Source organism: Aeromonas sp. 603757, assembly GCF_049171255.1.
Lineage (GTDB): Bacteria > Pseudomonadota > Gammaproteobacteria > Enterobacterales > Aeromonadaceae > Aeromonas > Aeromonas veronii_A.
In genome coordinates this window covers 1-19,575 of record NZ_JAAKOE010000025.1, presented here as the reverse complement: position 1 = coordinate 19,575, position 19,575 = coordinate 1, and the positions used below count along the sequence as shown (strand labels likewise).

The following is a 19,575-nucleotide window of genomic DNA, read 5'->3' as shown; positions in this document are numbered from 1 at the left end:
TATTAGTGCCGTTTTGGCAGGAAAAGAACGTTGCTGTTTGCAATATGCAACGGAGCTGACGAGGTATGCCTCTGCGGCATCTGCAATTTGCAACCTATTCTGGACAAGCCCATAAGCTTGGAGCCAGCAGCTGGATGCGAAGGAGCCATGAACCGACGGGGCATCAGCTGCCCCGCCAGAGATCAGGGGAGAGGGTCGGGAGCGGGTGAGGAGGGGGCGCTGACGAGCTGCATCACTTCAATCTGGATCCCCTGCACCAGCACGGTTTTCAGATCCTGCAGGTACTCCTCCAGCGGCGACTCTTGCAGCAGCTGGGCGAGCTCGTTGCCCACCGGGGTGAGCCGGTAGTAGAGCAGGGTGATGTTGTTCTGCTTGCACTGCAGCCGCCAGCGCTGGTTGCCGAACTCCAGCTCGACCCCATCGGCGGGCAGCGGGCCGGATTCCAGCTCGGCGCGATGCAGCAGCCCGAGCTCAAACAGTTGCAGCAGGGCGTTGTAGGGCAGTCGGTATTTGCCAAGGCCAAGGCGGGTTGCTTTGGCGCGGCTCAGCAGGGTGGCCCCCTTGTGCAGCCCCAGCAGCAGTCGCTGCTCGTCGCTGCCTGTGTAGTGGCAAGTCAGTGAACAGATGCGCTGAAACAGCTGGGCCTCGCGCTGGGTCATCTCTTTGAGGGTGGCGAGCGCTCGAATGGAGAAGCGGCCCGGCGTGGCGACTTCCAGCGCGAAGATCCGCCCCCACAGCTGCTGCATCGGCACCATGCTGATATCTTCCGCCAGTTGCAGAAAGCGGGTCAGCCAGTCGCTGTCCATCTCGCCGCCAGCCGCGGTCTCTTCGCAGTGGCGGGAGGCCATCACCATGATGGCTTCCAGATTGCGCTGGCGGGCGGCCTGATCCGCCAGATGGCGAAAGGTGGCGCGCTGTTCGAAGGTGCTGTCGGTATTGCGGGTGAGCATGCCGTCGATACCGCGACTGCGGGCCAGACGCAGGGTCTGCTCCTGGCTGCTCAGGATCGAACTCTCTTTTTTCGGGGGGGGGAGGTCTGCCATGCTGACTCCATTCGCACAGGTTCTGGAGCTGAATGTTACTCCAACCGGGATGCCAAGATAACAAAGCGGCCTCCGTGGAGGCCGCTTTTTTTACAATGGGAGAATTACTCCTCGTAGACACTCACCTCGACCGCTTCCATCGAATAGGAGGCGGTGGCCATCTCGTGACTGGAGCTGACCGTGCGCATCTTGCCCTTCACCCAGATGGCATCCCACAGATCATCCACCGGCGCCCCCTTGGGGTAGCTCACATAGATCACCTGATTGGTGGGGGGCGGCGGCACATGGATGCAGGCGCCGAAGTAGGGCACCAGCAGGAAGGCGGTGATCTTCTTGGCATCCCCTTCCAGCGGCACCACAAAGCCCGGAATGCGCACATCCTGGTTGTCCAGCTTCTTGTTTACCCCACCCACCGGTTGCGGCACCGACATGGGATCTTCGTGATTGACCTGGGGCGGTGGCAGCAGTTTCTCCCCTTCCGGGATGAGAACATCCCAGTCGATGGTTTTGTAATCGGCGGCCAGGGCGGGCAGCACCAGCAGGCTGGCGAGCAGCGCCACAATTTTCCACTTCATCATCTGTCCTTCTGTTTCAATTTTGGGCGTCTCGCTAGACGCGAATGCTCATGCCATCGCTCAGGCTGTAGCGGTAAGCGCGTGCAGCAGGGAGCAGGCCGATCACCATGCCTGCCAGCCAGACTACCCCCAGCAATTGCCACTCGTAGGTGCTCGGCAGCCCCAGACTCAGTTGCAGGCCATAGTGGCTGAGCAGCCAGGGCGAGGCAAGCCCCTGCCCCAGATAGAGCACTGCGACCCCGAGAGCGATGCCAACCGTGGTCAGCGCCATCGCTTCCAGCGCCAGCAGCAGGAACAGGTGGGCAGGGCCCGCACCGAGGGAGCGCAAGATGGCGAGCTCCCGGCGCCGCTCGTTAAGCCCCGCCAGCAAGGTAGTCAGCATGCCGATCAGACCCGCGACTACCACGAAACCGGCGATCACCGACAGCGCGGTTTCCGCCACGCTCATCAGGCTCCACAGTTCCTGCAGGGCGGCCCCCGGCAGGATCGCCATCAGCGGCTCCTTGGGATAGGTGTTGACGCTGCGCTGCAGCTGGAACGCCAGGATCCGGTTGCTCAAGCCCACCATAAAGGCGGTGATGGTTTTCGGGGTGAGATCCTGCGCCAGCGCCTGCTCCGGCGTCACGTTCTTGCTGTGGCGGCCGGTATCCCAGCCCAGATGGATCGCCTCAATCCCCGCCAGCGGCACATGGATGGTGCGATCGATGGGCGTGCCGGTCGGCGCCAGTATACCCACCACCTTGAATGGCAGGTTGTCGTGCTGGCTGAACGAGGTGTTGCCAGCGCCGTGGGCGATGACGATGGATTGATCAAGGTGATAGCCGAGCTTCTCGGCCACCTGAGAGCCGAGCACAGCTTCAAACGGCGTGTCGAATGGCCGCCCTTCCCGCAATTGCAGCGACTGTTGCTGACCGTATTTCAGGTGAGTGAAGTAGTCGCCATTGGTGCCGAGCACCCGAAATCCCTTGTGGGAGTCACCAAGCGAAAGCGGGATGGTCCAGGCGACGCCGGGTTTCTGCTTGATGGCCTGATAGGAGTCCCACCCCACGTTGTTGGTGGGGTTGCCGATGCGAAACACCGAGTAGAGCAGCAGGTTCACCTGACCAGAGCGGGCACCGACGATGAGATCGGTTCCCGAGACGGTATTGGAGAAGCTTTCGCGGGCCTGGGTGCGCACCCGCTCCACCCCGAGTAGAAGGGTGACGCTGATGGCTACGGCCAGCAGGGTGAGCCCGGCGGTGAGTCGGCGGGCCCAGAGACTTTGTAGGGCTAGCTTTAGCATGATGCCTTCCGGTTGAGCTGTTGCAGGTTTTCGACCCGCGGGAACAGGGGTTCGAGATAAGGGTCGTGACTGACGAAGATCAGGGTCGAGCCCTGCTTGTCGCACTCCTCGAACAACAGCTTGATAAAGGCCGCCCGGTTGTCGGTGTCGAGGGCCGAGGTGGGCTCGTCGGCGATCACCAGTGGCGGCGAGCCGATCAGCGCCCGCGCGGCGGCAACCCGCTGCTGCTGGCCGATGCTGAGGGCATGGACGGGGCGATGCAGCGCGTCGTCCGGCAGTTGCAGCTCCGCCAGCAGACGGCGCGCCTCCTGCTCCGGACTCCCTTGCAGGCGGGCCCGTTTGGCGGGCGAGAAGGTGAGGGCAGCAGTCACGTTGTCCTGCACCGAGAGAAAAGGCAGCAGATTGAACTGCTGGAAGATATAACCCAGATTGGCCGCCCTGAAGTGGTCACGGGCACGGCCAGAGAGCCGGGCCAATGGTTGGCCCAGCACCTCCAGGGTGCCGTGGTTGGCGGTCTGGATCCCGGCCAGCAACCCGAGCAGGGTCGACTTGCCGGAGCCTGACGGGCCCTTGATAAAGACCCGCTCACCCTCGCGGATAGTGAGGGCGGGCAGATCGAGTACAGCGTCGCCACCTGGCCAGGCAAAGGCCAGATCGCGGATCTCAACCACGGCTTTTTTCATGGCGTTACCAGCTCAGCTTGTTGGCGGACGGGGTCAGCTCGCCAGCGGTCTGGCCGGTAGGCAGAATGCCCTGCACGCTCAGCTTCTCAAGGCTCGGATAGACGCTGAACAGGGTCGCCTCAAGGCCGGTCAGTTTGGCCGGCGTAGCGCAGGTGTAGGTGTACATGGCGCCCATATCGGCGTGACCCGCTTCGTCATGATCATGGTGGTCTTCATGTTTGTCGCTGGCAGCCTTGTCATGGTCATGGTCATGGTCATGGTCATGGTCATGGTCATGGTCATGGTCATGGTCGTGATCATGCTCTTCTTTGGCGGCCTGCAGCTCCTGCTGGGTCAGTTTGCAGCCCGCCGCCGGGTCGAAGCGGAACAGGGCGTCAGGCTGCTGGAGGCGGGCGACCGCCTTGGCATACTGAGCCTTCTCTTCATCGCTCTTGGCGGCGTGCTCGAAGCCCACCAGATCGGCTGCGGGTGCCTGCAGTTCGATCATCAGCTGATCGCCATCGACCACCAGATTGAGGTGGCCGTGGCCATGCTCGTGGGCGCCATGGCTGTGGCTCTCGTGTTCGTCGTGATTGGCGTGCGCGGCAAAGGTGGCTACCGCCAGCAACAGAGTAACTGCTTTCATCTTTAATCCTTTTTCAAAACAAATAGCGAAATTAAACAAAGGGATAGATAAAAGCGGAGAGTGGTGGCGCACGGATGGCATAGCTGTGAAGCGTGGCGGTATCTGCCGAGCGTTGCATGATTGAAACTGCGGGCAGAACAGAGGTCGAACCGGGGAAACAATAGGGGGTAGCGGTGATGACCTGCTTGCCATCCAGATGGAGGGCGCAAACCAGGCAGTGATGGTCGTCGTGGCCGGGCAGGGCGGATTCAAACTGGTGCCGGGCAAGGGCTGGCTGCAGCCATAACCAGCCCAGCAGCAAGATCCAGATTTTCAGTTTGATACGACCCATAGACCCTTATGGAAAGGGCGCCATCAGCGCCCTTTCTCTCTGACTTAGAGATGGGACTTGATGAGCCCCATCACGGTAGCAATGTTGTTGGCATCGAGCTGGCCATCTTTGGCAAACAGCACCTTGCCCTCTTTATCCAGCAGGATGATCGCCGAGCTTTCCGGCGTCAGAGCCCAGGCGTTACGCGCCATGCCCTTGGCATCCAGCACCATGGCGGACCAGGGGAACTCTTTCTTGCTGTCCTCGGCACTGCTCTTCACGAAGCCGGAGGTACCCCAGATGGCGTCATTGCTGTTGATGACGGTAACGGTCTGGTACTTGTCTTGCGGCAGCTTTGCGGCCTTGATCGCCTCGATCATCGGGGCGTTCAGCTCCTTGGCACTGGAGCGACCGGCAATATGCTGGATCAGGAACACCTTGCCGGTGAGCGAGGTGCTCTGCCACGGCTGGTAGCCGATATCCTTGCCGTTCAGTACCAGCTCACCCTTGTCGCTGACATTGACCAGCGGCACCGGGTTGCCATCCTTGAAGTTGTGAGCAAAGACCAGAGATGGCAGCAGCGCCAAAGTAAGTACGAGATGTTTCATCCTGATGACACTCCATTTGTTATGTTATAACGAGTTTCGGATTGAGGGAATGGGCGAGCTTCATCCTAAACTGATCGGATCTGTTTAAAAAGTGTTAAATAAGATCGCAATTCAGAAGCGTCGGCGCCCCGCCAGTCAGGTGGTTGGCTGGCAAGGGCGGCTAGGATGGCATGACATCAATAAAAATCAATGAATTGGCTGCTGGTCTGAGCTGTCTGCGTCAGTAGAGCGATTCGCTGATGAGGGGGATCTTGGCCATGGTCATCTGCTGGGCCAACAGGGACGAGCCGGTCAGCAGCACATGGCGCTGATTGTTGATCACCACCACATCACCGGGTATGCCACTGTCTGCCGTAATGGCCAACCAGGCAGGGGAGACGCTGCCGATGCTGATATCCGGATAGATGATGCTGAGCACATATTGCGGGGCCAGCTCCGCCAGCAGACTGGCCATCAGCAGCGCCTTCTCGTCGCTGTCGGCCTTGTTATCTTGCAGTGCCTGTAGCGGCGGCGCGAAGTGATCCAGCTGCTCCGGCTGGGTGGGGATGGCGTTCAGCCACTCCTGCAGCAGGCTGACGCTGGTGGCGAGATCCTTGGCCGCAAACTGCTGCGCCAGCGGCTTGAGGTGCCCTTTGAAGTGGTAGAAGAGCTGGGAGTAATCGGGTCGCACGCAAGGCAGTTTGCGATTGGCCGGATGGACGCAGGGGATCACCCTCATCTGGTAGAAGGCATCCTCCTGATACTGTTGGTAGGCTTGCCAGAATAGCAGCGACTCCATGCTGTCGTCCCGCAGGGTGAAGGCCTGCTCCAGATTGCGAAACTTGGTAGCTGTCTCGGGGCTGCTCTGATTGATCAGGTTGATGCTGTTGTAGAGCCGTGGGCTGATATAGGCGTAAAGGGTCTCCAGCGGATTGGTGAGAGAGGCCTTCAGCAGGCTCATCTCGTGGCGACTGGCGGCCATCACCTGATCGTCGGTGGTCAGCTGGAAGTGCTTGCGCTGGCCATCGGTGGATTGCCACTGCCAGCTCATGTTGATCTCGCTGGCGTTGCTTGTGGCGCCAAGGGTGGTGTAGAGAGTGAGGCTGAGCAACAGCGCGGGGGTCAGCTTCATGGTGGTGCTTCCTGCCGTGGACGATAATTAACAACTAGGTGAGCCGGCACCACTTTGGTGATGTTTCGTTTTGTGATCTGGATAACAGATTGATGTGACTTTTAATTTAATTGTGAAATTAAGTCACTCTGGAGGGGTTATGAAGCCTTGGATCATAGTGCTGTTTGGGCTGCTCAGCCTGCCAGCCATGGCGGGTCAGGTGATCGTCAACAAGGGGATGTCCGTTGCGGATACCTTTGCCCTGCGTGACCAGCTGGCGCGCGAACACGAATGGCAGGAGTGGCTGCGCTACCAGCAGGCCATCAAGTGGCTGGAGGTGTTGCCGGTCAACTGCGAGCTGATGAGCCAGCCGGGCGGCGGCTATCGCTGTGGCGGTGATTACTATCGTCCCTACCAGAAAGATGGCCGTGAAATATACATTCAGGGCAATCCTGCCGAAGAGGCGGCCGGTCTGCTGCCGCAAACACCGACAAAAAAGGCGCCATAAGGCGCCTTTTTTACAAACCGAGTGATGCTTACTTGGCAGCGTAACGCTCGGCAGAGGTTTTGATCTCGGCTTCGGCAGCGGCCTTGTCGCCCCAACCTTCCACCTTGACCCATTTGCCCGCTTCCAGCTCTTTGTATCGCTCGAAGAAGTGCTGGATCTGGGCTTTCAGCAGTTCCGGCAGATCGTTCACATCCTGGATGTGGTCGTACTGCTTGGTCAGCTTGGAGTGCGGCACGGCAACGATCTTGGCATCTTCGCCAGATTCGTCGGTCATCTTCAGCACGCCAACCGGGCGGCAGCGAATGACGGAGCCGGCCAGCAGCGGGTAGGGGGTCGGAACCAGTACGTCGACGGGGTCACCATCCAGAGAGAGGGTCGCGTTCACGTAGCCGTAGTTGCACGGATAGAACATCGGGGTAGACATGAAGCGATCAACGAAAATAGCACCGCTGTCCTTGTCGACTTCGTATTTGATCGGGTCGGCATTCTGCGGGATTTCGATGATGACATAGATATCGTCGGGCAGGCTCTTGCCAGCCGGTACCAGGTTCAGGCTCATGATAATTCCTTCGTTGTTAGTATCAGGTTTGCAGGCCGATATTATAGCGATGTGATGTTAAATGACCATATTTCAGCGGTTATCGTTAACAAAGAAGGGGGATGTTTCCGCTTTGCGGCACTTTGATGTGTGCGGGATGCAACAAAACGGCTGTTTTGATGCTCTGCCGGTGAGCAAGGTCACCGGCAGAGCATGTGGAGTTGCGAGTAAAGAGGGTCAGAGCGAGTAGGGGAGTCTCGACTCGTTGACCAGTCGCGACAGGGCTGTCACTACATGAGGGTCAAACTGGGTACCGGAGCGGGACTGGATATACTCCATGGTCTGCGTCAGCGTCCAGGGCTCCTTGTAGGGGCGCTTGCTGAGCAGGGCATCGAACACATCGACTACCGCCACAATCCGCGCCGACAGCGGGATCTGCTGGCCAGCCAGCTGCTGCGGGTAGCCCTTGCCATCGAAGTGCTCATGGTGGCCCCGGGCGATCTCTGCCCCCAGCGAGAGGTAGCTGGTTCCCTCCACCATTTCGCCCGCCTTGTGCAGGATATTGGCGCCGATACCGGCGTGCTGCTCCATGATGGCCCGCTCTTCCGGGTCGAAACGGCCGGGCTTGTGCAGGATATGGTCCGGGGTGCCCACCTTGCCCACATCGTGCAGGATGGAAGCCATACCGATCATTTCGACAAACTCCGGAGTCAGTTGCTCCGGGTAGACCGCCATCTGCTTCAATTCGGCCACGATGGCATCCGAGAGCTTCTGCACCCGCAAGACATGCTCGCCGGTATCGGAATCACGAAACTCCGCCAGCGCCGCCAGCGCCACCACGGTGGCCTCCTGGGCACGAAGCAGCTGGTTGTAGAGATAGAGATTGTCGTAGGCCGCCGAGATGCGCTGGCAGAAGACATCCAGCAGGTCGCACTCGAGAGGATCCAGAGGCTGGGTCGGGGTGAAGCTCAACACGAACTCGCGGCCATTCTGGGCGGCGATATAGAGAGAGTCCTGCGGGTGTTCAAAGCGGTTGCAGCGCTCGTTTAACGCCTTCATGACCGACTCTTTCAGGGCAGAAAATTCATCAAGGCTCTTCTCCTCCAGCAGCGCCTCGTAGTCTCCGGTTGCCGCCAGGATCTCAAGCCCATGTTCGCCTGGACGGCGTTCGGCACAGATGGCCCCTTCGGTGCCCACATCGAGAATGGCGCTGATCTGTTTGAGCACGCCGGAAGCAAACTCCTTGAGTGAATGGAGATGGTAGAGATCGCCCGCGCCCTCCAGAATTTTGCCGAGTCCCTGTCGGCTCTTGTCGATGGCGCTGAGGGTTTCGTAGGAGCGAAGGGAGGCGATGACGGTGGTGAAGAGTTTTTGTACCGTCAACTCGGTCTTGGTCTTGTAGTCGTTGATGTCGTAATCGAGGATCACCCTTTGTTCCGGTGCCTGACCGGGTTGGCCGGTACGCAGCACGATCCGCACCAGCGAGTTGCGCATCTCGTTGCGGATCCGGTGCACCAGCCGCAAACCGGCATCTTCGGTCTCCATCACCACATCCAGCAGGATCAGGGCAATCCTGGGATTGGCCTCCAGCATGGTGGCGGCTTCTGCACCACTATAGGCGTTGAGCAGCTCGAGCGGGCGAGATTTGTATTGAATATTGGAGAGGGCAAGCCGGGTGGCGTGATGAATATCCGGCTCATCATCCACGATCAGCACTTGCCAGGGATTGAGTGCCTTGGGGACCACGACCTCTTCATCATCGAGTTCGATGATGTCGTCATCCAGCCAGATATCGTCCTTGTCTTGGGCACTGCTCATATCGGTTACGCCTCCGGCGCTCAATGAGTATGTGAAGAGTATGCACGATCACCTCTGTCAGGATCATCAGGATAAGCAGATATCGTGAGCTGGCACCGCCTCTTTCATCTTTACTCGAAAGGCTCAAGATAACTCTGGATCGATTTTTTCAACCAGGCCAATACTTTGCCGTGATAGGCATTTTCTGCCAGATAGACGCCATAGTCTCGCCACTGCAGGCTGAACTTGTGCTTCAGGGTCAGCAGGGTGCCTTGTCGCAGCTGGCTCTGGATAAGTGGCGAGGGGAGAACTGCCCAGCCCAGCCCATCGAGGACCGCGTTGCGCATCAACTCGAAGCTGGAGAGACCTATATGCTGGCCTCCCACAGGTAGCAGGCTTTTTACAGAAAATTCATCTACATACGAGAGAGTGACCTGGGTGTGATCGGTCAGATCCTGCTGTTTGACCCGCTTCAGTCCGGCCAGCGGATGGCTGGGGGCCACCACCATCAGGGTGCGGATCGGGTTGAGCACGTCGATATTGAGGCCGCTGCGCTCCTGATCTTCTGTGATAAGGCCAAAAGCGGCATCGACGAATCCCTCTTCCACCAGCGCCGGCAGTTCGGGCGGAGAGGCGAGCACTAGCGAGATACTGGTGCCGGGAAACTGATTGTGCAGGCTGGCCAGCATCTCGCGCCACACCGGTTCGGGAATCGCGTCATCGCGGGCGACTCGCAGCGCCACTTCGGCCCCCGAGGCGTAATGTTTGCACTTCTGCTGCAGGCTGTTGGCTGCCTGCAGCAGGCGGGTGCAATCATCTAGCACCAGCTCACCGATCTCGGTCAGGCGACTCTGATTGGCACCTCGTTCAAAAAGTTCGACGCCAAGCTCAACTTCCAGCGCCGCGATGGCGGTGCTGACGGCGCTGCGGCTTTTGCCGAGGCGACGGGCGGTGTTGGCAATAGAGCCGCTATTGGCGGACTCTACAAAGAGTTCTATTTGATATAGCTTCATGTTTTACAGGCTGTGGCGGAGTTTTTCACCATCACCTTAGCGTGCCGAACCAAGGCAAGGCAAACCTGCGGCGTCGGAATAATCGACGCTGAGCGATTGTCGCGAGTTGCTTCTCCCCGTTTACCATCTCTCCCGTCGAAGCAACAAAGGCATCTTATATGTTATTAAGTCGTATGTTTCTGGCCCGGCTGTTTTTGACCGGCGCCATCGTGACCGAGGTCGCCGGTACCTCCAGCATGGCCATGATCCCCGAGCAGGGGGCAGGCTGGATGAATTACATCCCGATGTGGCTGTTGATCGGTTTCTCGTACTGGTTGCTGGCGAAAGCCGCCAAAACAATCTCCATTGGTATTGCGTTTGCGCTCTGGGAGGGGCTCGGGATCACCCTGATCACCATAGTGTCGGTCATGTTCCTTGGTTACGATGTGACCGTTCAGGAGCTGATTGGCCTGGCTCTCGCGATAGTGGGGATTGTTATGGTGACCATGGGGGAGACCCATGATGAGCCCGCAGACAAGTCAGTAGAAGCGGAGGCCACAGCATGAGTCCGTTTGTGATTGTACTGGGTGCCGCACTGATCGATATCGGCGCCAACATGGCCATCAACCGCTCCAAGGGTTTTCGTTACAAGGGGTGGGGATTCCTGGGGATCATGCTGGTACTCGGCGCCTTTACCCTGCTCTCGGAAGCGGTAAGTGGCGGCCAGATTGACCTGGCTGTTGCCTACGCCACCTGGGGGGCTATCGGCATCGTCGGTACGGCGCTGGGCGGTTTGCTCTTCTTCGGTGAGCGGCTCAAGCCCATCGGCTGGGCTGGCATGATGGTGATGGCGCTGGCAGTCGTTATGCTGACTACCGCCTGATAATCTGAAGCAATAACAAAAGCCGCCCGGTTTCGCCGGGCGGCTTTTTGTTTGGCCGACTGTTTGACCGACTCAGGCTCAGCGCGGCGCTTCGTAGAGCTCCAGCGGCAGGCCGTCGGGGTCGGCGAAGAAGGTAAAGCGCTTGCCGGTCAGCTCGTCCACCCGTACCGGCTCTACCTCGACCCGATGGGCCAGCAGGTGGGCGATGACCCGGTCAAGATCGCTGACCCGAAAGGCGAGATGGCGCAGGCCGCACGCCTCGGGGCGGGAGGGGCGCTCGGGAGGCGAGGAGAAGCTGAACAGCTCCAGCTGGCTGCCGTCCGGCAGGGCCAGATCCAGTTTCCATGACTGGCGCGCTTCGCGCAGGGTCTCGGCGATGATGGGCAGCCCCAGCACCTCGTGGTAGAAGTGGCGCGAGCGTGGGTAATCGCTGGCGATGATGGCCACATGGTGGATGGCGTCAAACAGCGGAAAGGTCATGGTGTTTCCTTGTCAGCAGCATAGTGAACGGGCAGCCTGCGCTGCCCGTGTCGTAGATCTAGTTGAAGAAACCGCCGAACCAGTCATCCAGCGCACTGCGCGGCGTCGCGCTGCTGGCGCAGCCAGCCGGGGAGCCCATGGTGGATGCCTTGGCCGGCACCTGCAGGCTGCCCGGGCAGTCGCTGGCGACGCGGGTGCCGCTGGCGCGGGAGAAGTTGGCCCAGGTGACCCCTTCCGGCATCTTCAGTCCCAGACTGTTGACGCCGCGCTGGCTCATGTAGCCGCTAAAGAGCTGCAGAGCACCACTGGCACCGGTCAAGCCCGCCGGGGTGTTGTCGTCGCGACCGACCCAGATACTGACCAGTTCGTTGTTGTCCATCCCGGCAAACCAGGAGTCGCGTAGCTCGTTGGTAGTGCCTGTCTTGGCCGCCATGGTGGCGCCGGGGAACTTGGCACTGAGCGCGCGGGCCGTGCCCTGACTCACCGTCTTGGTCATGGCGAACAGGGTCAGCCAGCTTGCCTGCTGGTCGGTGACCCGCTTGGCGGTCTGATCATGCTGATAGAGCAGGCTGCCATCCCCGTTCACCACGGCGCGAATGGCCGACAGCGGCTGGGTTAGCCCCTGATTGGCGATGGGCAGATACATCTGGTTCACCTCCAGCGGGGAGAGGGCCACCGCCCCCAGCACCAGCGACGGATAGGGCTGGATCTCCTGCTGGACTCCCAGCTTGTGCAGGGTGTCGACCACTTTTTCCAGCCCCACCTGCAGACCCAGATTGACGGTCGGCACGTTGAGTGAGCTGGCCAGCGCATCCATCAGCGGCACGCTCTGGCGGAACTTGCGATCGTAGTTTTGCGGCGTCCAGACCTGACCATCCTGACCGCGAATGCGGATCGGCTGATCTTTGAGCGGGGTCGCCAGGGTCAGGCCGTTGGATAGACCGGTCAGGTAGACCGCCGGTTTCACCAGCGAGCCGATCTGGCGGCGGGCATCCAGCGCCCGGTTGAACCCTGCGTAGCGGGGATCGCGGCCACCCACCAGCGCCACCACTTCGCCCTTGTGCCAGTCGGAGACCACCATGGCCGCCTCCAGCTTCTTCTTGCCGCGCAGTTTCTCGATATCGGCGAGGCCCGATTCGACCGCTCGCTCGGCCGCGTGCTGGGCGATGGGATCGAGGCTGGTGAAGATCTTGAGGCCGGACTGCTTGAGCAGATCGGCGCCGAAGCGGCTCTGGATCTCCCGCTTGAGCAGTCCCATAAAGGCCGGGGTGCGGCCATAGCTCATCTGGCCACGGGCGATGATGCCGAGGGGTTGGCGGCTGGCCAGTTCATACTCGGCCTGGGTCAGGCTGCCGTGATCCATCAGCAGCTTCAGCACCAGATCACGGCGGGTCTTGGCTCGCTCCGGGAAGCGCCATGGGTCGTAATAGGAGGGGCCTTTCACCAGACCGACCAGCAGGGCGACCTGATCGATATCCAGCTCGTTGACCGGAATGCCGAAGTAGAAGTAGGAGGCGAGGCCGAAACCATAGACCCCTTGCGAGAAGTTCTGCCCCAGATAGACCTCGTTGAGGTAGGACTCGAGGATCTCGTCCTTGCTGTAGCGATAGTCGATCAGAACCGCCATATAGGCTTCCTGCAGTTTTCGCCACAGGCTGCGCTCACGGGTCAGGAAGAAGTTTTTGGCCAGCTGCTGGGTCAGGGTACTGCCCCCCTGCACGGTGCGACCCGCGACCAGGTTGGCGAACATGGCGCGCATGATGGCCACCGGCGAGACGCCGCCATGCTGGTAGAAGTCGCGATCTTCGGTGGTGAGCAGGGTCACCAGCAGGCTGTCGGGCACTTCGGCGATGCGCACCAGCAGGCGATCTTCCCGATCTTCGGTGTTGAGGCGATCGAGCAGCACCGGGTCCATCTGGGCGTAACCGAGCTGGCGCTGGTTCTCCAGCGACTGGATCCCCTCAAGGCGCGGGCCGTTGAAGGTGAGGCGCAGGCCGCGGGCTCCATCGGCGCCATCATAGAACTCGAACGGACGGCGAATCAGCTCGATGCGGTTGCCGTTGATAGTGTATTCACCCGGCGTGTGAGGTTGGCGCACCTGCTTGTAGCTCAGCATATTGAGCTCGCGCAGCATCTGGTCCCGCGACAGGCGCTGGCTGGGGTAGAGCTCCAGCGGGCGGCTGTAAACCATCACTGGCAACTGCCACTTCTCGCCATCGAAGCGCTCGCGCACCTTGGTATCGAGGTAGATGCCAAACACCACCATAAAGGCCGCCACCACCAGGGAGAGCTTGAAGCCAAGCCAGAACAGCTTGCGCCAGATGGTGCGTTTGGGCGCTGCCTTCTTGGGGGCACGCTTGCGTCGTTGGGTTGCCATAAATCCTCTTTGCTTTCCTTTCTACTTGTTATGTCGCATTCGCGAACGTTCGAGCGGGATTAACCCGCCGAACCTAGATGCCCATCTTCTTTTTGGTGACCTTGGTCGGCATCGCTTCCAGCGGATTATCCGGCCAGTAGTGGCGGGGATAGCGCCCCTTCATCTCTTTCTTCACCTGCTCGTAAGAGCCAGCCCAAAAGGCGGCCAGATCGGCGGTGATCTGTAGCGGCCGCTGGGCGGGGGAGAGCAGCTCCACCACCAGCGGCACCCTGCCATCTGCCACGCAGGGGGTCGAACCTTGACCGAACATCTCCTGAATGCGCACCGGGATTACCGGTGCCTGCCCGGGCTGATAGCGGATCCGCACCCGGCTGCCGGTGGGCGCTGCAAAGTGGCTCGGCAGCGCCTCGTCCAGCCGCTTGGGCTGCGGCCAGGGCAGGGATTGGCGCAGGATGTCGCCGAGGTTGAGCTTTTTCAACTGCTCAAGCCGGGTCATGCCGCTCACCGCTGGCAGCAACCACTGTTCCAGCGTGGCAAGCAAACTTTCCTCATCCATCGCGGGCCACCCCTCATCGGGCAGCCAGTCGCGGGCGCAGCGCAGGCGGGCCAGCAGCCCTTCGCTGCTCTCGTCCCAAGGCAGCACATGCAGCCCCTTGCGGCGAATGCCTTGCAGCAGGCAGCGCCCTTTCTGCTCGTCAGAGAGTTCGGTCAGCGGCCGCTGGCTCAACACCAGTTCGCCGATCACCTGCTGGCGTTCGGCGCGCACCCGCTCCTCGCGCTCGTCCCAGTCGAACCACTGCCGTTCGCTGACCAGTTCCGGCAGCAGGCGTACCAGCTCGTCCAGATCGACCGGTTCGGCGATAAAGATGCGGCTGCCGCGATCGTTCTGCCCCATCTCGATAGCGATAAGGGCGGCTTGTCCCTGACAGGGATGACCTTCTACCAGATCGCAGCTCACCCCACCACTGAGTTGATAGCGACTGCCGCTGCGCAGTTTGCCGATGCGATCCGGCCAGGCGAGGGCACAGAGTAGCCCCAGCCACTGACCCTGTGCATTGGCAGGGCGGGCGCCAAGCCGTTCAAACCAGCGGGCAGCGTTTTGGCGCAGGGCGTTTTGACGGCGGTGGAACAGCACCGAGAGGCGCTCCGATCCTCGCAGATCTTCTTCCTGCAACGCCACCAGATAAGCGGCATCGGCGACAATCCCTGTCAGACCCTCTGACTCCAGCTCGCGGGCGCGCAGCAGCATGCGAGCGAGGCGAGGGTGAGTACCGAAGGCGGCCATGGCGCGGCCAGCGGGAGTGAGTTGTTGCTCACCATCCGGCTTCATGGCGCCAAGGGCCACCAGCAGCCGCTGGGCGCTGGCCACCGCGGCGGCGGGAGGCATATCGAGAAGCGGCAGATCTTCCACCTTTGCCCCCCACTGGGCGGCGTCCAGCAACAGGCTGGTCAACTCCTGAGTGAGGATGTCTGGCGGGCTCTGCTCGGCGAGCCGTTCCTGCACTTCGTTGCTCCAGAGCCGGTAGCAGAAACCGGGGCCGAGACGGCCAGCGCGACCGGCCCGCTGGGTGGCGGAGGATTTGGCTATCTGGCGGGTTTCCAGCCGGGTGACACCGCTTTTCAGATCAAAGGAAGCCCGTCGCTCCAGCCCGCTGTCGATCACCACCGAAATCCCTTCGATGGTGAGGGAGGTCTCCGCCACATTGGTGGTGAGCACCAGCTTACGGCGGCCGGCAGGCGCTGGTTCGATGGCTGCCTGCTGCGCCGCCATGTCGAGGCGGCCGTAGAGGGGGGCGAGGGTCACGTCGTCCGGCAGTTTGTCTGCCAACCATTGCACCAGTCGCTCGATCTCACCCTGTCCCGGCAGAAAGACCAGCAGGCTGCCATCTTGCTCGGCCAGCGCTTCGAGCACCACGGCACCGACCTGCGGCTCCAGCCATTGCTGGCGATTGGCGGGGCGGTAGTGGTAGTCGATGGGAAAACCGCGCCCTTCCGAGCGAACCACAGGGGCATCCGGCAACAAGGTCTCGAGTGCCATGCCATCCAGGGTGGCGGACATCACCAAGAGCTTTAGGTCATCGCGCAGCCCTTGCTGGCTCTCGATGGCGAAGGCCAGCGCGGTATCGGCGTGCAGACTGCGTTCGTGGAACTCATCGAAGATGACCAGCGAGACGCCAGTCAGCTCAGGGTCTTGCTGCAACATCCGGGTCAGCACCCCTTCGGTGACGATCTCGAGCCGGGTCGCTGAGCTGGTGCGGCTCTCGCCACGCACCCTCAGGCCGATGCGCTCGCCCACCTTCTCCCCCAGCTGACGGGCCAGAAAAGTGGCGATATTGCGCGCAGCCAGGCGCCTTGGCTCCAGCATGATGATGCGGCCGGGCAGCCGGTTCTGACGCACCAGCTCCAGCGGCAGCAGGGTCGATTTGCCCGCGCCGGGCGGCGCCTGCAGGATCACGCTGGTGTGGCTGTCGAGGGCGGCAAAGAGTTCGGGCAATACCGAAACGATGGGGAGCTGGGACAAAGCGATGAGCACCTTTTGTAGCAACCGGTAAAACGGCGCCTATTCTGCCACAGCCACCCGCGCCACCGTGAGTGGATGTGCGCAGATGGCTACTCGTGCGGGAGGCTGGCGAGACATGGCCGAATGGCTGCCATAGAATGGGTCCATCCAATGAGCGTGAAAAAGGCATTATCACCACATGGCCAAACTCTTCTTTGCCCTGCCCGTCAAGGAGCTCGCCCCCGAGCTCATCGCCTGGCGCGATCAGCTGCCCTGGCCCGGTCAGCCGGTGCCGCAAGCCAACCTCCACCTGACCCTGGCATTTCTGGGTGAGGCTGACGAGTTGACCACCCGCCGCCTGATCGCCGCCGTGGAGCGTCAGCACTGTCCGCCGCTCTCCATCAGGCTGGATGAGACCGGCTGGTTCAGCCGGGCCAAGGCCGCCTGGATTGGCCCGAAGGAGTGGCCCAACGAGCTGACCGTGCTGGCGAAGGCGCTGCGCCGCCACGGTGAGAAGTTGCGTCTTGGCAATGGCGAGCAGGGTTATCGCCCCCATGTCACCCTGTCGCGCAAGGCGGTCGAGGCCCCTGCCATCCTGCCTGCCCCAAATTTTCTGCTGCAGGCCGATGAGTTCTGCCTCTATCAATCCATCTCGACTCCGGACGGGGTGCGCTACGAGCCGCTTGCCTGCTGGCCGCTGCAGGCCCGGGTAAAAGAAGACGCGCGGAGGGCTAACCCGTGATCTTTGATCCCCCCTTGCAATCGGGCCAGCTGGTGGCCCGCTACAAGCGCTTTCTGACCGATGTGCAACTCGATAACGGCGAGGTCATCACTATCCACTGCGCCAATACCGGTGCCATGACCGGTTGTGCCGATCCGGGCACCCGGGTCTGGTACTCCACCTCCGACAACCCCAAGCGCAAGCTGCTCAACAGCTGGGAGATCGCCGAGAGCACGGCGGGCCACTTTATCTGCGTCAACACGGCGCGCGCCAACCAGATTGCCCGGGAGCTGATCGAGCAGGAGGCCATCGCTCCGCTGGCGGGGTACAGCCGGTTGCGCACCGAGGTGAAGTATGGCGAAGAGAACAGTCGCATCGATCTGTTGCTGGAAGATGACGAGAAGGGCAATTGTTACATCGAGGTAAAATCGGTCACCCTGCTCGACGAGCGGGAGGAGGCTGGTATGGGCTACTTCCCCGATGCGGTCACCGCCCGTGGTGCCAAGCATTTACGCGAGTTGATGGCGATGAAAGCGGCGGGCCACAGAGCCGTGCTGCTCTTTATGGTGTTGCACTCCGGAATAAGCCGGATGCGCCCTGCAACCCATATAGATCCGCACTATAGTCTGCTAATTGAGCAGGCAATCGCGGCGGGGGTTGAAATTTTATGCTATCGGCCCCATGTTGGGGTGCAAGGCATGGTGGCTCAAGGGTTTATCCCGTTTGAATCTGGTCACCTGTTACCCGAGGGGAGTGCATAAATATTGGAGTGGGTAACATTATTGGTACGGCTCGTTTGCTTACCCGTTACCCTTCTGCTATAGATGTCGCCCTCAATTTATGGATGGCACGGGTAGCGTGCTGAATTAGGAGACAGGGCATGCCAACAGGCGAAAACAGGAAATCTCTGGGCCCCCTGGCCATTGCGGGTGTCGCGCCTTACCAGGAAAAGCCGGGTGAGGAGTACATGAATGACCAACAAAAGGCGCATTTTCGCAAGATCCTGGGTGCCTGGCGCAACCAACTGATGCAGGAAGTTGATCGTACCGTCGACCATATGAAAGACGAGGCTGCCAACTTCCCGGATCCCGTGGATCGTGCCGCGCAAGAAGAAGAGTTCGCTCTTGAACTGCGTACCCGCGACCGTGAACGCAAGCTGATCAAGAAGATCGAGAAGACCTTGCAGCTGCTTGAAGACGATGATTTCGGTTACTGCGAACACTGCGGTATCGAGATCGGTATCCGTCGTCTGGAAGCCCGTCCGACTGCCGACCTCTGTGTCGATTGCAAGACGCTGGCCGAGATCAAGGAAAAACAGATGGCCGGTTGATCCCGACCCTCTGGTATAGGAAAAAGGGAGCTCGCGGGCTCCCTTTTTTATTGAGCTTTTGGCGGTCGCGCCCCAGAATGCAGCCTCAATGAATCGCTTACCCGAACAGTCATGCCAGTGAATTCCCCATCCTCACCCCTTGTGCGCCCCTATGTCGGCCGCTTTGCCCCCTCACCCTCAGGCCCGCTTCATTTCGGTTCGCTGATCGCCGCCCTCGGCAGCTTTTTGCAGGCCAGAGCGCAGCAGGGACGCTGGCTGGTGCGCATCGAAGATATTGATCCGCCGCGGGAGATGGCAGGGGCAGCGAACCTGATCCTCAAGACTCTTGAGGCATATGGCCTCGAGTGGGATGGGGAGGTGATGTTCCAGAGCGCGCGCCACCGCCGTTATGACGAGATCATCGACCAGCTCTATCGGGCGGGGGACCTCTACTGGTGCCGCTGCACCCGGCGCGAAATCATGGCTGCGGGCGGTCTCTACAGTGGTCACTGCCGTACCCTCGGGCTTGCGGCCGAAGGTTGCGCGGCCCGGCTGCGGCAGCACCATCCGGTCTACCACTTCGACGATCGTTTGCAGGGCCATATCGCGGTCCCTGCGGCGCTTGCCGAGGAGGATTTTATTATCCGCCGTCGCGACGGGCTTTACGCCTACAACCTGGCAGTGGTGGTGGATGATATGGACAGCGGCATCACCGAGATAGTGCGCGGCGCCGATCTGCTCGAACCCACGGTGCGCCAGATTGCCCTCTACCAGACCCTGGGTGCAGCGTTGCCCGACTGGGTGCATCTACCGCTGGCGGTGCTGGCAGATGGCAACAAGCTCTCCAAGCAGAACCATGCGCCGGCCCTGGCGCTCGATGAGGTGCGACCGGCCCTGTGGCAGGCGCTGCACTTCCTCGGCCAGTGCCCGCCCCCCGAGCTGATGGCGAGCCGGATCGACGAGATCATCGAATGGGGCATCGCCAACTGGCAGCTCGAACGGGTGCCAGCCAGCGAGAAGATCCCGCTGGACATAGAGTAAAGAGAGCCGGTTTTCGTGTAATAGGACGTGAGCTGGGCGCTGATAGACCGCTATTTTCGCTGGCAGACGGTTTCATGCGGGATCAATTTTCAGCACGGTTTTTCATTTGGTCAGGTGTGAGCTATGTGCAGATTGGCCGCTATTTTCGCTGGCGGACGGTTTCATGCGGGATCAATTGTCAGCACGGTTTTTCATTTGGTTAGGCGTGAGCTA

General features: G+C 60.7%; 21 protein-coding genes. 7 read left to right on the top strand and 14 right to left on the bottom strand.

The genetic code is table 11. The features are described 5' to 3' along the window. Positions 1-182: 182 nt before the first annotated feature. From G5332_RS18690 to G5332_RS18655, 8 genes are all read right to left on the bottom strand, one after another. On the bottom strand, positions 183-1,043 hold the full coding sequence (locus G5332_RS18690) for a TIGR03899 family protein (RefSeq protein WP_047439578.1): 861 nt from the start codon (positions 1,041-1,043) through the stop codon (positions 183-185). A 104-nt stretch (positions 1,044-1,147) separates the two neighbouring features. Further along, entirely contained in the window at positions 1,148-1,621 is a 474-nt protein-coding gene (locus tag G5332_RS18685) for a DUF3299 domain-containing protein (protein ID WP_026034852.1), read from the bottom strand. A gap of 31 nt (positions 1,622-1,652) precedes the next feature. Beyond that, complete coding sequence (locus tag G5332_RS18680) at positions 1,653-2,900, bottom strand: ABC transporter permease (RefSeq protein ID WP_421311525.1); 1,248 nt, start codon at positions 2,898-2,900, stop codon at positions 1,653-1,655. Further along, positions 2,894-3,583, bottom strand: coding sequence for an ABC transporter ATP-binding protein (locus G5332_RS18675; protein WP_115521732.1), 690 nt, complete (start codon positions 3,581-3,583; stop codon positions 2,894-2,896). Before G5332_RS18675 ends, G5332_RS18680 begins: the two co-directional genes overlap by 7 nt. Before the next feature lie 4 nt (positions 3,584-3,587). After that, complete coding sequence (locus G5332_RS18670) at positions 3,588-4,208, bottom strand: DUF2796 domain-containing protein (RefSeq protein WP_421311523.1); 621 nt, start codon at positions 4,206-4,208, stop codon at positions 3,588-3,590. A gap of 31 nt (positions 4,209-4,239) precedes the next feature. Further along, on the bottom strand, positions 4,240-4,539 hold the full coding sequence (locus tag G5332_RS18665) for a DUF2607 family protein (protein WP_103250933.1): 300 nt from the start codon (positions 4,537-4,539) through the stop codon (positions 4,240-4,242). 44 nt (positions 4,540-4,583) lie between these two features. Then, the gene (locus tag G5332_RS18660; protein ID WP_421311521.1) at positions 4,584-5,126 is read right to left on the bottom strand and encodes a YtfJ family protein; all 543 of its coding nucleotides are present in this window, start codon (positions 5,124-5,126) and stop codon (positions 4,584-4,586) included. 220 nt (positions 5,127-5,346) lie between these two features. Beyond that, positions 5,347-6,237, bottom strand: coding sequence for a hypothetical protein (locus tag G5332_RS18655; RefSeq protein ID WP_421311519.1), 891 nt, complete (start codon positions 6,235-6,237; stop codon positions 5,347-5,349). A gap of 139 nt (positions 6,238-6,376) precedes the next feature. Between G5332_RS18655 and G5332_RS18650 the strand changes: the two genes are divergently transcribed. After that, positions 6,377-6,724 carry a hypothetical protein gene (locus G5332_RS18650; RefSeq protein WP_167557563.1) on the top strand — a complete coding sequence of 116 codons (348 nt, stop codon included), beginning with the start codon at positions 6,377-6,379 and terminating at the stop codon, positions 6,722-6,724. Positions 6,725-6,752: 28 nt separating this feature from the next. Here G5332_RS18650 and ppa read toward each other — a convergent pair whose 3' ends face one another. From ppa to G5332_RS18635, 3 genes are all read right to left on the bottom strand, one after another. After that, positions 6,753-7,283 carry an inorganic diphosphatase gene (ppa, locus tag G5332_RS18645; protein ID WP_005335667.1) on the bottom strand — a complete coding sequence of 177 codons (531 nt, stop codon included), beginning with the start codon at positions 7,281-7,283 and terminating at the stop codon, positions 6,753-6,755. 216 nt (positions 7,284-7,499) lie between these two features. Then, entirely contained in the window at positions 7,500-9,080 is a 1,581-nt protein-coding gene (locus tag G5332_RS18640; protein WP_216952039.1) for a DUF3369 domain-containing protein, read from the bottom strand. A 110-nt stretch (positions 9,081-9,190) separates the two neighbouring features. Next, entirely contained in the window at positions 9,191-10,072 is an 882-nt protein-coding gene (locus G5332_RS18635; protein WP_421259435.1) for a LysR family transcriptional regulator, read from the bottom strand. 158 nt (positions 10,073-10,230) lie between these two features. Between G5332_RS18635 and G5332_RS18630 the strand changes: the two genes are divergently transcribed. Next, positions 10,231-10,617, top strand: coding sequence for a DMT family transporter (locus G5332_RS18630; RefSeq protein WP_005335660.1), 387 nt, complete (start codon positions 10,231-10,233; stop codon positions 10,615-10,617). After that, positions 10,614-10,934, top strand: a complete 321-nt coding sequence (locus G5332_RS18625; RefSeq protein WP_005335659.1) for an SMR family transporter — start codon at positions 10,614-10,616, stop codon at positions 10,932-10,934. Before G5332_RS18630 ends, G5332_RS18625 begins: the two co-directional genes overlap by 4 nt. 78 nt (positions 10,935-11,012) lie before the next feature. Here the strand turns inward: G5332_RS18625 and G5332_RS18620 are convergent, their stop codons facing one another. The 3 genes from G5332_RS18620 to hrpB all read right to left on the bottom strand — a co-directional run bounded on the left by G5332_RS18620 (position 11,013) and on the right by hrpB (position 16,312). Further along, on the bottom strand, positions 11,013-11,414 hold the full coding sequence (locus tag G5332_RS18620) for a VOC family protein (RefSeq protein ID WP_421259434.1): 402 nt from the start codon (positions 11,412-11,414) through the stop codon (positions 11,013-11,015). Positions 11,415-11,472: 58 nt separating this feature from the next. Next, the gene (gene mrcB, locus G5332_RS18615) at positions 11,473-13,791 is read right to left on the bottom strand and encodes a penicillin-binding protein 1B (protein WP_421259433.1); all 2,319 of its coding nucleotides are present in this window, start codon (positions 13,789-13,791) and stop codon (positions 11,473-11,475) included. A 73-nt stretch (positions 13,792-13,864) separates the two neighbouring features. Continuing rightward, positions 13,865-16,312, bottom strand: coding sequence for an ATP-dependent helicase HrpB (gene hrpB / locus G5332_RS18610; protein WP_421172730.1), 2,448 nt, complete (start codon positions 16,310-16,312; stop codon positions 13,865-13,867). A 178-nt stretch (positions 16,313-16,490) separates the two neighbouring features. Between hrpB and thpR the strand changes: the two genes are divergently transcribed. The 4 genes from thpR to gluQRS all read left to right on the top strand — a co-directional run bounded on the left by thpR (position 16,491) and on the right by gluQRS (position 19,362). Next, positions 16,491-17,033 (top strand): RNA 2',3'-cyclic phosphodiesterase, encoded by a 543-nt coding sequence (thpR, locus tag G5332_RS18605; protein ID WP_201939158.1) that lies wholly within the window; start codon positions 16,491-16,493, stop codon positions 17,031-17,033. Continuing rightward, entirely contained in the window at positions 17,030-17,773 is a 744-nt protein-coding gene (gene sfsA, locus G5332_RS18600) for a DNA/RNA nuclease SfsA (protein WP_421311517.1), read from the top strand. Before thpR ends, sfsA begins: the two co-directional genes overlap by 4 nt. A gap of 119 nt (positions 17,774-17,892) precedes the next feature. Beyond that, positions 17,893-18,342, top strand: a complete 450-nt coding sequence (gene dksA, locus G5332_RS18595; RefSeq protein WP_005335644.1) for an RNA polymerase-binding protein DksA — start codon at positions 17,893-17,895, stop codon at positions 18,340-18,342. Positions 18,343-18,453: 111 nt separating this feature from the next. Then, on the top strand, positions 18,454-19,362 hold the full coding sequence (gluQRS, locus tag G5332_RS18590) for a tRNA glutamyl-Q(34) synthetase GluQRS (protein ID WP_421311515.1): 909 nt from the start codon (positions 18,454-18,456) through the stop codon (positions 19,360-19,362). The last annotated feature ends 213 nt before the right edge of the window (positions 19,363-19,575 follow it).

Excerpts from the sequence above, each read along its gene's own strand:
- G5332_RS18630 (WP_005335660.1), top strand. The coding sequence starts at position 10,231 with ATGTTATTAAGTCGTATGTTTCTGGCCCGGCTGTTTTTGACCGGCGCC.
- G5332_RS18650 (WP_167557563.1), top strand. The coding sequence starts at position 6,377 with ATGAAGCCTTGGATCATAGTGCTGTTTGGGCTGCTCAGCCTGCCAGCC.
- G5332_RS18640 (WP_216952039.1), bottom strand. The coding sequence starts at position 9,080 with ATGAGCAGTGCCCAAGACAAGGACGATATCTGGCTGGATGACGACATC.
- G5332_RS18660 (WP_421311521.1), bottom strand. The coding sequence starts at position 5,126 with ATGAAACATCTCGTACTTACTTTGGCGCTGCTGCCATCTCTGGTCTTT.
- G5332_RS18680 (WP_421311525.1), bottom strand. The coding sequence starts at position 2,900 with ATGCTAAAGCTAGCCCTACAAAGTCTCTGGGCCCGCCGACTCACCGCC.
- G5332_RS18685 (WP_026034852.1), bottom strand. The coding sequence starts at position 1,621 with ATGATGAAGTGGAAAATTGTGGCGCTGCTCGCCAGCCTGCTGGTGCTG.
- G5332_RS18635 (WP_421259435.1), bottom strand. The coding sequence starts at position 10,072 with ATGAAGCTATATCAAATAGAACTCTTTGTAGAGTCCGCCAATAGCGGC.
- G5332_RS18675 (WP_115521732.1), bottom strand. The coding sequence starts at position 3,583 with ATGAAAAAAGCCGTGGTTGAGATCCGCGATCTGGCCTTTGCCTGGCCA.
- G5332_RS18620 (WP_421259434.1), bottom strand. The coding sequence starts at position 11,414 with ATGACCTTTCCGCTGTTTGACGCCATCCACCATGTGGCCATCATCGCC.
- gluQRS (WP_421311515.1), top strand. The coding sequence starts at position 18,454 with ATGCCAGTGAATTCCCCATCCTCACCCCTTGTGCGCCCCTATGTCGGC.
- dksA (WP_005335644.1), top strand. The coding sequence starts at position 17,893 with ATGCCAACAGGCGAAAACAGGAAATCTCTGGGCCCCCTGGCCATTGCG.
- ppa (WP_005335667.1), bottom strand. The coding sequence starts at position 7,283 with ATGAGCCTGAACCTGGTACCGGCTGGCAAGAGCCTGCCCGACGATATC.
- thpR (WP_201939158.1), top strand. The coding sequence starts at position 16,491 with ATGGCCAAACTCTTCTTTGCCCTGCCCGTCAAGGAGCTCGCCCCCGAG.
- mrcB (WP_421259433.1), bottom strand. The coding sequence starts at position 13,791 with ATGGCAACCCAACGACGCAAGCGTGCCCCCAAGAAGGCAGCGCCCAAA.
- G5332_RS18625 (WP_005335659.1), top strand. The coding sequence starts at position 10,614 with ATGAGTCCGTTTGTGATTGTACTGGGTGCCGCACTGATCGATATCGGC.
- G5332_RS18665 (WP_103250933.1), bottom strand. The coding sequence starts at position 4,539 with ATGGGTCGTATCAAACTGAAAATCTGGATCTTGCTGCTGGGCTGGTTA.
- G5332_RS18670 (WP_421311523.1), bottom strand. The coding sequence starts at position 4,208 with ATGAAAGCAGTTACTCTGTTGCTGGCGGTAGCCACCTTTGCCGCGCAC.
- G5332_RS18690 (WP_047439578.1), bottom strand. The coding sequence starts at position 1,043 with ATGGCAGACCTCCCCCCCCCGAAAAAAGAGAGTTCGATCCTGAGCAGC.
- G5332_RS18655 (WP_421311519.1), bottom strand. The coding sequence starts at position 6,237 with ATGAAGCTGACCCCCGCGCTGTTGCTCAGCCTCACTCTCTACACCACC.